The organism is Pseudoalteromonas sp. bablab_jr011 (genome assembly GCF_016464045.1).
GTDB lineage: Bacteria > Pseudomonadota > Gammaproteobacteria > Enterobacterales > Alteromonadaceae > Pseudoalteromonas > Pseudoalteromonas lipolytica.
Map to the genome: position 1 here is coordinate 67,171 of NZ_JACDWU010000187.1, position 11,342 is coordinate 78,512.

General features: G+C 41.6%; 10 protein-coding genes. 7 read left to right on the top strand and 3 right to left on the bottom strand.

All coding sequences use genetic code 11. The features are described 5' to 3' along the window. Positions 1–40: 40 nt before the first annotated feature. The gene (locus JIG41_RS10920; protein ID WP_065979680.1) at positions 41–985 is read right to left on the bottom strand and encodes a D-2-hydroxyacid dehydrogenase; all 945 of its coding nucleotides are present in this window, start codon (positions 983–985) and stop codon (positions 41–43) included. 92 nt (positions 986–1,077) lie between these two features. Here JIG41_RS10920 and zntR point away from each other — a divergent pair, with 92 nt between their 5' ends. The 4 genes from zntR (at position 1,078) to JIG41_RS10940 (ending at position 4,363) form a co-directional block, all read left to right on the top strand. Then, on the top strand, positions 1,078–1,491 hold the full coding sequence (zntR, locus tag JIG41_RS10925; RefSeq protein WP_083202809.1) for a Zn(2+)-responsive transcriptional regulator: 414 nt from the start codon (positions 1,078–1,080) through the stop codon (positions 1,489–1,491). Beyond that, positions 1,475–2,671 carry an SO_0444 family Cu/Zn efflux transporter gene (locus JIG41_RS10930; RefSeq protein ID WP_199524734.1) on the top strand — a complete coding sequence of 399 codons (1,197 nt, stop codon included), beginning with the start codon at positions 1,475–1,477 and terminating at the stop codon, positions 2,669–2,671. The genes zntR and JIG41_RS10930 overlap by 17 nt, the downstream gene beginning before the upstream one ends. Positions 2,672–2,824: 153 nt before the next feature. Next, positions 2,825–3,955: a 1-acyl-sn-glycerol-3-phosphate acyltransferase gene (locus JIG41_RS10935; protein ID WP_074988933.1), complete on the top strand. Its 1,131-nt coding sequence runs from the start codon at positions 2,825–2,827 to the stop codon at positions 3,953–3,955. A 162-nt stretch (positions 3,956–4,117) separates the two neighbouring features. Then, positions 4,118–4,363, top strand: coding sequence for a DUF1289 domain-containing protein (locus JIG41_RS10940; protein ID WP_036966031.1), 246 nt, complete (start codon positions 4,118–4,120; stop codon positions 4,361–4,363). Here JIG41_RS10940 and JIG41_RS10945 read toward each other — a convergent pair. Continuing rightward, positions 4,360–5,061 (bottom strand): transporter substrate-binding domain-containing protein, encoded by a 702-nt coding sequence (locus JIG41_RS10945; RefSeq protein WP_249406641.1) that lies wholly within the window; start codon positions 5,059–5,061, stop codon positions 4,360–4,362. The two genes, JIG41_RS10940 and JIG41_RS10945, sit on opposite strands and share 4 nt — an antisense overlap. A 134-nt stretch (positions 5,062–5,195) precedes the next feature. Between JIG41_RS10945 and JIG41_RS10950 the strand changes: the two genes are divergently transcribed. From JIG41_RS10950 to JIG41_RS10960, 3 genes are read left to right on the top strand one after another with little or no spacing between them, the layout of a single operon-like run. After that, complete coding sequence (locus JIG41_RS10950) at positions 5,196–5,396, top strand: DUF3283 family protein (protein ID WP_036966037.1); 201 nt, start codon at positions 5,196–5,198, stop codon at positions 5,394–5,396. Between the two features lie 2 nt (positions 5,397–5,398). Continuing rightward, on the top strand, positions 5,399–5,824 hold the full coding sequence (locus JIG41_RS10955) for a GNAT family N-acetyltransferase (protein WP_118844608.1): 426 nt from the start codon (positions 5,399–5,401) through the stop codon (positions 5,822–5,824). 15 nt (positions 5,825–5,839) lie between these two features. After that, the gene (locus JIG41_RS10960; protein ID WP_199524735.1) at positions 5,840–10,345 is read left to right on the top strand and encodes an EAL domain-containing protein; all 4,506 of its coding nucleotides are present in this window, start codon (positions 5,840–5,842) and stop codon (positions 10,343–10,345) included. A 35-nt stretch (positions 10,346–10,380) separates the two neighbouring features. Here the strand turns inward: JIG41_RS10960 and JIG41_RS10965 are convergent, their stop codons facing one another. After that, the gene (locus tag JIG41_RS10965; protein WP_036966045.1) at positions 10,381–11,328 is read right to left on the bottom strand and encodes an ion transporter; all 948 of its coding nucleotides are present in this window, start codon (positions 11,326–11,328) and stop codon (positions 10,381–10,383) included. Positions 11,329–11,342 lie beyond the last annotated feature (14 nt).

The window sequence follows — 11,342 nt, forward strand, 5'->3', positions numbered from 1 at the left end:
TTTGCAAACCATTTCGCTCAATTGACCAAAAAATTGCAATTTAGACCAACCTATTGCGCTCATTTCCTTGGTTAAATGCTTTGATATTTAACGCGATTTCTTTCACTAAGCGAATAATAGACTCTTTACTTGCCCAGGCAATGTGCGGCGTAAGTAATAAATTGTCGCCAGTGTATCGGGCAAGTGGGTTATCTGCCTCGGCGGGTTCTTTACTGAGTACATCAACACCCGCGCCAGCAATCACATTATTAGCAAGCGCAGATGCTAAATCAGCCTCATTAATAATCCCCCCACGGGCAGTATTAATAAGGATGGCAGAGGGTTTCATCATGTTCAGCTCATGAGCCGCAATTTGATCGCGAGTTTCTTCTGTTAACGGGCAGTGAACACTGATTATATCAGCCGTTTTTAATGCTTGCTCAAAACTAACGCGACCTTCACGCGGTGTATGTCCTTTACGTTCACTGATAATTACATGGGCACCAAATGCGGTTGCAACTTCAGCAACCGCTTTGCCCAACGAGCCGTAGCCAATAATTGCTAAGGTTTTCCCAGCAATTTCATTAAAGCTGTAATCTAAGCGACAAAACATCGGACTCTGCTGCCATAAACCTTGCTGGCAATCACGAATGTACTTGTGTGTGTTACCAAGCAGATTGGTGATCAATGTAAACGTGTGTTGAACCACTGAAGGTGTTGAATATCCGGCCACATTGGTCACGGCGATGTTATGGGCTTTTGCTGCTGGTAAATCAATATTATTGGTGCCTGTTGCAGCAACGCAAATTAATTTTAATTGAGGTAACTGCGCCATTGCTTGTTGATTTATAACTACTTTATTCGTTACTACTACATCAGCGTCTTGGCAGCGTTCAATTAATTCGTGCTGATTAGTTAGGTTATAGCAAGTGAGTGAACCTAGTTGTGCCAGCTCATCTAACGAAGTGTCTGCTAATGTGGCGGCATCAAGGACGACGATATTCATATACTTTCCTTATTAATTTTTGCTTGACCTTAGGGTGTACTCCAAGGTTTATAGTGAGCATAATAAATAAACGCTTCACAATGGAGACAGTGATGAAAATAGGTGAGTTTGCCCGTCAATTAGGCGTCTCAACAGATACGTTAAGGTACTACGAAAAACATGGTTTGTTAACGCCAAGTTCGCGTTCTGAGGTGGGATATCGGTTTTACTCTGATGCAGATTACAAGCAAATGTCGTTCATTTTGCGGGCAAAAAACGTTGGTTTTAGTCTGTCTGAAATAAAAGAGTTATTGCAAATTAAGTTTCATAAAAATCAGCATTCATGCCATGAGGTTAAAGCAATGACATTACAAAAACGTGATTTAGTGGCCGCACGCATTGCTGAACTCACGCGTTTTTATGACTCTCTTTCATTATTAGCAGATAAATGTTGTGGTGGTGAAGAGCCCGCAGAGAACTGCTCGATACTGACGACACTGGAGGATATTGATGGACTTACTCAATAATTTTTGGCAGTTATTCTTATTATCTGCCCCATGGCTAATGTTAGGTTTATTGATTGCTGGTTTATTAAATGTGTATTTACCGGCCAATTTTCTCAATCGTCACTTAGGAAAAGAAGGGCTTTGGACAACCATTAAGGCTGCTTTTATTGGTGCGCCTATGCCATTGTGTTCGTGTGGTGTTATTCCAGCAGCAATAGGGCTTAGAAGAGCGGGAGCATCGAAAAGTGCGACGACGGCATTTTTAGTTTCAACACCCGAAACAGGCGTTGATTCAGTGTCAGTTTCGTATGTTTTATTGGGGCCATTTATGGCTATCATACGCCCAATCGCAGCGGTGTGCAGTGCGATAGCTGCGGGTGTCTTGGTTGGGAAAGACCATGAAATTCATTCACAGCATAAGCATCAAGCCGCCACTGCAGATGATAATAGTGCAGGCTGTTGCAGCAGCAATACTTCGGCTGAAGTTAAAAAAGAGTCGAGCTGTTGCAGCAGTAATACCGCAGCTGAAGTTAAAAAAGAGCCGAGCGGCTTTAGCACTGAAGATTCTGCATCGATAAAAGCAGACCGTTGCTGTAAAAGCGAAAAGCCCAGTCTTTCGATAGAGAGCCGTGTTGCTAAATTTAAACGCGCTATTCGTTTTAGCTGCAATAAACTGTTAGAAGACACTATGGTGTGGCTGGTGATTGGTCTCTTTTTCGCGGCGCTAGTGCAAACGTATGTTCCTGAGTCTTATTTAAGTCAATGGGGAAGCGGTATTTTTGCGATGCTGGTGGTGATACTGATTAGTATACCAATGTACATTTGTGCGACTGCCTCGACCCCGATAGCAGCAGGGTTACTGTTAAGTGGCGTATCCCCTGGTGCGGTATTGGTGTTTATGCTTGCAGGTCCTGCGACGAATATCGCCACCTTGGGAGTGGTGGGAAAGGAGTTAGGTAAACGCGCGGTGTTTGCTTATTTAACTGGGGTAATTGGAATGGCTTTACTGTTTGGCTTTTTAACGGATTATTTAGTGGATGAATTTGGCTTTGTAGTGGCTCCCATGATGGGCACTGAACATGAGGTTCTACCGCATTGGTTAAGCCTTGCTTCGGGTATCATTTTGGCTATTTTAATGCTGAGATTAGTGTTCAAAAAGGCATTAAAAAAGTTCGTTGATACTGGTAGGAGCATTGCCTAATTAATTGTTGTAAAAATAAAAGTTTTATCAGTATAAGGAAATATTTAGGTTAACTATCGCGTCTCGGTTCGCATTTAAAATTGCCTGAGTTATAATCCGCCAACTATTTAAACGGTACGCCATGCGTGCCGTTTTTTAACTTAAGCAGTTTTTATGAGTGAATGTGTGGATAAATACGCCGATATTAGACCTTACAATGATGACGAAGTCGCTGATTCAGTCGCCCGATTAATTGCTGATAATGCCTTTGTGGATGTTATCGCCAAGTATAATCTGCCGCGCTTTTTATCTTATTTTCCATTTATAACTCGCCCATTAGTGCGCCAGCAATTAAGAAAAAAGTGGGGAAATACGCAATCTGTTGAGCAAGTTCAACAAGAGGTGGCCAGCTATTTAAATAAACTGATCACCCGTACCACATCTGAAGTGACATTTTCGGGTCTTGATAAACTGGATCCCAAACAAGCGTATTTGTTCATTTCAAATCACCGCGATATTGTCTTGGATCCTGCGTTAGTTAACTGGGGTTTGTTTAAACACAACATGCCGACAGTGCGCATCGCCATTGGTGATAATTTGCTGCAAATTCCGTATATCACTGAGTTAATGCGCTTAAATAAAAGCTTTATAGTGAAACGTTCAGCAAAAGCACCCAAAGAAATGCTCAAAGCGTTATCACAACTCTCAGCCTATATTTATGATTCATTGTCAGAGGGTCATTCAATTTGGATTGCACAAAAAGAAGGGCGTGCAAAAGATGGTTTTGATCAAACGGATCCTGCACTGCTTAAAATGTTGCAGCTACAAGGTCGTAAACAGAAAAAAGAATTTGCTGATTACGTTCGCGAATTAAAAATAGTGCCAGTCTCTATCTCGTATCAGTATGAACCATGTGCGATTGCGAAAGCGAAAGAGCTTTATCACAAACAGCATCACGGCCAATATGTAAAGCAACAAGGTGAAGACATTGCCAGCATCGTTGAGGGCTTTAGCACAGCAAAAGGGCATGTACATTTAGCGTTTGGTGAGCCAATTGAATCTGGCTGCGAGTCACCAGAAGAGCTTGCAAAAACGATTGACCAGCAAATTGTTGATTCGTTTTTCTTACACCCAGGTAACTATATTGCGGGGGGGTGTAAGCAGGCCGTGATTGATAAAAAAGATGCTGAAGCGTTTAATGCGCGTTTAGCTAAAGTACCTGAAGAGTTAAAGCCACTGGTTTTAGCAATGTACGCGAAACCTTTTCATCGCAAAGCAGAACTTTCTACGAGTGAATCAGATTAAATAATCTAAAGTTGATAGAATGCGTTCGCATTTAAGTCAATGTGCTAATTACTTTTTTAAGCAATGTTTTGATTCGTTAAATGAGCCACTTTTTGAAGTGGCTTTTTTTATGATTAATTTTCGGGCTATACTTCTAAGATGATTAATTAACTGGCAATTGTGATGCAACAAATTGAAATATTTGAGATCCCAAGCCCTTGCAAAGGGATTTGTCAGGTTAATAATCGGGGCTATTGTAAAGGCTGTTATCGCAGTCGCGATGAACGGTTTTACTGGAATCAGCTGAGTAATGCTGAAAAACGCAAAGTAATCAGCTTATGTCAGCAGCGTTATAAGCGTTATTTACAGAAAAAACAGTTGGCAGAAAATAACCAACCGACACCTGAGCAAGGCGGATTTGATTTTTAAAACTCGGTGAGATTGTATTTCGTTTTTAGCGTGCGCACCGTGCCATCGGCTTCAAGCTTTTTAAGAATATTTGTCAGTTGCGGAATAATTGCTGCGTGGCGTTTATGCACAAAGTGAAAGCTTTGCATCGACATTAAAATCTCTTTATTAAAAGCCGCTTGGTTAAAGTCAGGGTGTTTTGTAGAGAGTAAAAAGTCTAATAAAATGGTGCCTTCAACGCGTTTTTGAGTCAATAAATTCAATTGAGCCGTGACGTTTCTTACCTTTATCACATCACCTTTAATGGGATTTTCTTCTATGTAGCTCTGTGCTGCGGGATAACTTGACTGAATAGCGAGTGACTTAAGATCACGATAATTGCATTGCTTGCAGTTTTTTAATAACACAAGGTTAAATTCGAACAGGGGAAAGTCGACCTTTAATAAATTTGGATAATCGCGGGTAACAAAATCAATGCGCCCCAACTGTCCATCAAGCACACCTTGGTTTGCAGCTGCTAACGAACCTTGATGATTAAAATCAATAACGTGAAGCTCATAACCTATCTCTTTATAAGCGGTACTCAATAAGTCAATCACATAACGTGCTTGCGGTGTGTCGGCTGGGCGATTAAAAATTAAAATATGAGAATTTGCGCTGCTAGGAAAGCAAAAAAACAGCAGAATAATGGTCAAACTAGGTATCAGAAATTTTGGCAACGTGCGTTCCTTGCGAGCATGTATTCGGCGTTAATTTACTGTTATGTGTTTCCAAAATCAAGGTTTAAAATAGGCGATTAATTTGAAGCAACTTTGTTATACTTCATAAATCAATACACTGTTGCTGAGAAAGTATGAGCTTTAATTTATGTAAATTGCCTCGAGAGCAAAAATATCAAATTCAATTAGACTACGAAGCCTCTTTTTGGGCCTACCAGATTAAACGTGGAAAAAATACCCGCGAAGGGGTGTATACAGCAATTAATAATCGTCCTATGTCAGAGCAAGCCTTTTTAAAACAACAGTTTGAGCATTACTTATCCTTAATGAGTTAATCATGACGGAGCTGAAATTTTGTTTGCTTGACGCAATCAAAACCCCGTTGGTAAATAAGTTTTACGATAAACACAATGCGCGGGGGCGTGCCACTAAAGCTGATCAAGTGTGGGTGGCGTACCATGGTTTGGATATCGTTGCGGCATGTCGGGTTCAAAATAAAGCGGGCTTTTTATTTTTATCAACTCTGTATGTTGATGCTGTATGGCGAGGTAAAAAAGTAGCCTCACAGTTACTCACCACGCTTATTGCTGAACAAAAAGGGACAGTTTTTACCTTTGCCTATGAAAATCTGATTGATTTCTATCTAGTAAATGGGTTTAACTATACATTAACATTACCCAATTCTTTGCAATCGTTGTTTGAGGTATATGCGCATCGTAATATCGTCGCGATGCACTTTACGTGTGACACCGCGCCAAGTTAGTAATTTGGAACGTCAATGACTAAGTTCTTTTCTTTATCAGCTCTGCTCATTATTGTGATCTGTGGTTTGTTTAGTCATTCCAGTTTTGCGCAAGTGAAACGCTTGTCAACCAGCGAAGGGTTGTCGCAAAGTTATGTCAATACGATGCTTATCGATAACAGTGGCTATTTATGGTTATCCACTGAGGGCGGTTTAAATCGTTATGATGGCTATGAGGTTGTGCATATCAAAGGCCCTAATGGAGAGCTTGAAGACGCCATCATTGACCGCATTTATCAAGACCCCCAAGGTTATATTTGGATAGCATCTTTGCAAGCAGGGCTATTCCGTTATGATCCGAGTACTGACAGCTACCAACAATTTATTGCAAAGCCCACCACCGAAGAGCAAATTTTTATAGAATCTGTGTTTAGTATGGTTGCGGTTGATGACAAAACGCTCTGGCTAGGCCGAGGCTGGGATTTTGCAAAACTCGACTTAGAAACGCAGCAAGTCACGTCTATTTTTGAAATACCTGATCGTGTAAAAAGCAGCGTTATTCGTGAGTTGTATCCTTATCAAGGTTACATATTTATGGGCACGAGTAATGGGGCATTTGTTTATGAAATCGCATCGGGCCAGGTAAGAAAGCTTGAGCATCTAAGCCAAGCGCCAACACACATGTATCAAAACTATGTGAAGTCGTTTGCCGTAATAGATGAGCATACTTTGTTGGTCGGGGCTGTTCGGGGTTTATACGAAGTCGATATTAGCAACTTACCAGAGATGTTTAACACGCCTGAGGTTCAGTTTAAAAATAAGACCCTAATTAGCGACTTAAATATTTGGGAAATTATTCCACAAAATTCAACGATTACCTTGGGAACCGATAAAGGCTTATTTAACTTTACCCGGGCAACCGGCGACTTGGTTAAAAGTACACGCTTAAAAGACAACGGTTACACCCTTGCTGATACAAGTATCATTGATATCGTAAAAGATCGCTCCGGAGGCATGTGGTTAGCCACCAAGAACGATGGCGCTTTTTATCTCTCGTATGATAATTATAACTTTGTAAATGTGGTGGCCAATTCGATTAAAGGTGACGGCTTATCGCATCATTCAATTTGGGGTATTGCAGAGTTTCAGGGCAGGCTGTGGCTTGCGACCCACAATGGTCTAACGGCCGTTGACTTAGACACGTATGAAAGCGAAGTCTTTTTAAAAGACTACCAAATAGATTTAATCACGACCGAATTCACTGTTTACCAAATAATGCCTTATAAAGCGCAACTTTGGTTGCACACGAATCGGGGAATTTTTAGCTTTAATCCAAAGACGGGTGAAGTGACTCCCGTTAAAACGGCAGACCCTAAGCAGCAAGAACTCATTAACGATTGGGTGCATGGGGTTCTATTAATGCCGTCGGGCGATTTGTATTACGTTCACCCCGATTTCGGTATGTTTGTTTACAATATTGATAGCCAAGAGGTGACACGTTTAGGTGGTAAATTTGATGAATTTGAACCTTTCTTAGCCTATGGGTTCTTGCCGGCCTTATCAAGCAAGCCCGATGCACCGTTATTTTATAATGCGGGGATCTTATATCAGGTTGATCCTCTCAGTTATGAACTGACCACCATTTATACGGTGCCTGAGCAGCATGAAAATGTTGCTGTGAATGTGATGTCTTACATTATTGATAACAATAATGTCTTGTGGTTATCGTTATCGAATTTTGGCTTGATTGGCCTAGATGCCACAACGTACGAGCATATCTACACCATTGATCTTGAAAAAAATAAGCTAGGCACTTTATTGTACGATATGGTGCTTGATGAAGCCGGAATGATTTGGATGAGTAGTCATAAAGGGCTGTGGCGACTCAACCCCGATAATATGCACTTTCAACAGTTTACTGGTTCAGAGGGGCTTTTTTCTACCGAGTTTAATAGTGGCGCATTTACCAAATTAAAGTCTGGGCAAATTGTTTATGGCACCCTTAAAGGCTTTACCTATTTTTACCCGATGGATAACCACTATCAGCAAGCTTTGATTGATCACGTTAATATCACCAACTTGGATTTAATGTCTCGTGACTTACCTGCTGAGCTTAAACAGCCAATAGACAGTGTGGTACTTGAGCATGATGACATCGGTCTCGAGGTTGCTTTCTCAGCCATGGCGTTCAATTACCAAGAGCGTGTTATTTATGAGTATCAACTTGGCGATGGGCAAAAAACCTACACGCGAAATAATAACCGTGTTCTTTTTCCAAAATTAAGTGCAGGCAAGTACCACCTTAAAGTGTGGGCAAAAGACCCCTTAACGGGAGATTTAACCCCGCCGGCAACATTAAACATCGAAGTAAAATACCCACCATGGCGTGCGCCACATTTTATTTTGCTTTACCTTATATTAGCGGCGCTACTTGTAGCTGCTTGGCTCTTTAGACGTAATCGTATGCAGCAAATTTTGCTTGCCGCACACAAAGAAAGTAAAGAAAGTGAGGCGCGACTAAAACTTGCATTAGAGGGAAGTCATTCTGGTGTTTGGGATTGGTCGTCGCAAAGCCCGATTATTTATCAGCCTAGGCTGAAAAATGAACTGGGCTATGACAGTGACAGTGTTAATCTAGATGACTATTTGGCAAAGATTCACCCACATGATAAACAAACCTTTCGCTTAGAGTGGCTGGAGTTTTTATCAACTCAAAAAGGCTATTTTAACTGCACGTATCGTTTACGACACGCCGATGGTCAATGGCGTTGGTATAAAGATTTCGGCAAGGTGGTTGAATGGCAAGACAACACGCCTGAGAAAGTGGCTGGCACCTACACGAATATGACCCGAGAACTGGTATTTGAAGAAAACGCTCGTTTATTTGGTGCGGCGTTTGAACAAACCCGAGACTGGGTGTTTATTATGGATAAAAACTTGCGTATTCGTGCTACCAATCAGTCGTTCCAAAGTGCCTTTGGCTTTCCTGCTGATCCGCGTTCGAGTCGTTCTTTAACTCTCGGGTTGTCTATTCCGGCACGTATTCACTATTTACGAGTAATGCAAAAACTGCAATCAGGTGAACACTTTTCAGCAGAAGATGTTGTTGAAGTTGCCAACGGCGAAAAGCGTCAAGTGCTCATTAAAATAAGTGCTGTTGCAGGGAGTAATCGTCAACTCGACAGTTATGTGATTATTGTCACTGATATCAGCGCGCAAAAGCTGGCTGAGAATGAACTGCACTTACTAGCCAATTACGACACGCTCACCGGATTGCCGAACAAAACATTATTCAGTGACCGTGTAAGCCATGCTATCGAGCAAGCTGATTACCATCAAACGAAAGCAGCCTTGTTAAATGTAAATATTAAGCGATTTAAATACTTTAATGATTCATTGGGTCACGAAGAGTCTGATGAGCTTATCAAGCGAGTTGCAAAGCGATTGAAACAAGTGCTGCGCCCGCAAGATAGTTTGGCAAGGTTTGAAGGTGATGAGTTTGTGATCCTCGCTGAAGATCTCAAACAGGTCGATGAGCTATTATCGCTGTGCGCGAAAGTTATGGACAGTGTTGAAAGCCATATTGAGCTTAATCAACAAGCGGTAAAAGTGAACCTAAGTGTTGGGGTTGCTGTGTATCCCGACGACGCCCTCGATACAAAAGCGCTGTTAAAAGCGGCGAATGTTGCCCTCTACCATGCTAAGCGGTCTGTGGAGGGACGTTATCAGTTCTATAAGCAAGAGATGAATTTACAAGTGCAGCGGACTCTGCATTTAGAGTCACAATTAAGCAAAGCGTATCAAGAGCATGAATTTTGTAATTACTATCAACCCATTGTTAGTTCAAAAACACGTCAAGTTGTAGGGTTAGAGGTGTTATTACGCTGGCCTAGTAATGACGATTATCAGCCTGAAGACTTTGCCAATGCTGCTGAAAGCTCAGGGCTTATCACCAAAATTATGCTGCAAACTTTATCGCGTGCATTAATCGAGTTACGACAATGGCGCGTGTCGCACCCCGATTTATATATCTCTATTAACTTATCGGCATTTGATTTTGAAAGTACCCATTTAGTCGAAAATATTCATCAAGCTTTAACACTCAGCAATGTACCCGCCAGTGCTGTTGTATTCGAAATTACTGAATCAGTGATGATGCGAGATTCAGAGAAAGCCCAATTAAGCATGAATAAATTAAAAGCATTAGGCTGTAAAATTTATATGGATGACTTTGGCACGGGCTACGCTTCTCTAACGTATTTAAAACGGTTCCCGGTTGATGTTTTAAAAATAGATAAAAGCTTTGTGCACGATATCGGGGTTGATAAAGATGACGAAGCTATTATTAATTCAACACTCACATTGGCGAAAAGCCTAGGCAAGGAGTGTGTTGCTGAAGGGGTTGAAAATACCACCCAGCTTCGCTTCTTACACGCTCGTGGTTGTGAATACTTACAAGGTTATTTGTTTAGTAAAGCTGTTCCTGGGGATGAAGTAAGCCCCTTGTTAAATGCGCAGTGGCATGCAGAATTTGATGACTAAACCAGATAAAGCCGCGGGCTTTATCTGTTTTACTGTTAATCTTGGCGCTTACCGCAGTGACGGCAATAAAGATTACTGTGGCGATTTTTAAGTTCGTTATGAATCGCCTTGTTTGCTTCTTGCTTACTTAAACCGAGCTTGTAACGCAGATTCTCAAGGTGTTCTTCTTGAATCGCTGATAAATGACCATCTTCCATTGCTTCATGCACCGCATCAGTAAACAACAAACGGCGCTTACGAAGTTGCTCAGAAAAGCTGGATGCTAATAAACCGGTAGGAATTGCCACCATTCCCATACTGACTAAGGTAATGGCACCCCCAAATAATCGTCCAAGCGGAGTAACAGGCACCACATCCCCATAACCTACAGTCGTCAGAGTGACCATGGCCCACCACATAGCCGATGGAATAGAGCCAAACTTGTCGGGTTGCACATCGTGCTCAATTAAATAAATTCCGCATGATGCAATGATCAGCACAACCGCCATAATGAAAAAAGCGGCAAGCAAAGAGCTACTTTCATCGCGAAATGACTGTAACAACAGCTGCATAGCTCGAGAATAGCGGGTGAGTTTAAAGATACGCATTAAACGTAGTACCCGCAAAAAGCGCAAATCAACACTGACGAAAACCATTAGCAAGGTCGGTAAAATGGCAATAAGGTCGATGAGTGCTAAGGGAGAAAAAAAGTATTTAATACGAATTTTTGAGTTGGTTAGCGGGCTCTCTTTATGGGCACTTTTATCGACACATGACCAAAGGCGCAAAATGTATTCGAGCGTAAAAATACCGACAGAAATAAGCTCGAGCATTAAAAACTCATGCTTATACTGTTTAGCGAGGTGACTTACAGACTCTAAAACAATGGCCACCACATTGATCATGATAAGTGACATTAAGAACACATCGAGTGCTCGTCCTAGGCGTCGGTACTTGCCGTTTCCTTCAAAAACACGGGCGGTATAAGTTCTTAAGCGATGCAACGTTCTAATCCGTT

Excerpts from the sequence above, each read along its gene's own strand:
- JIG41_RS10920 (WP_065979680.1), bottom strand. The coding sequence starts at position 985 with ATGAATATCGTCGTCCTTGATGCCGCCACATTAGCAGACACTTCGTTA.
- zntR (WP_083202809.1), top strand. The coding sequence starts at position 1,078 with ATGAAAATAGGTGAGTTTGCCCGTCAATTAGGCGTCTCAACAGATACG.
- JIG41_RS10930 (WP_199524734.1), top strand. The coding sequence starts at position 1,475 with ATGGACTTACTCAATAATTTTTGGCAGTTATTCTTATTATCTGCCCCA.
- JIG41_RS10935 (WP_074988933.1), top strand. The coding sequence starts at position 2,825 with ATGAGTGAATGTGTGGATAAATACGCCGATATTAGACCTTACAATGAT.
- JIG41_RS10940 (WP_036966031.1), top strand. The coding sequence starts at position 4,118 with ATGCAACAAATTGAAATATTTGAGATCCCAAGCCCTTGCAAAGGGATT.
- JIG41_RS10950 (WP_036966037.1), top strand. The coding sequence starts at position 5,196 with ATGAGCTTTAATTTATGTAAATTGCCTCGAGAGCAAAAATATCAAATT.
- JIG41_RS10955 (WP_118844608.1), top strand. The coding sequence starts at position 5,399 with ATGACGGAGCTGAAATTTTGTTTGCTTGACGCAATCAAAACCCCGTTG.
- JIG41_RS10960 (WP_199524735.1), top strand. The coding sequence starts at position 5,840 with ATGACTAAGTTCTTTTCTTTATCAGCTCTGCTCATTATTGTGATCTGT.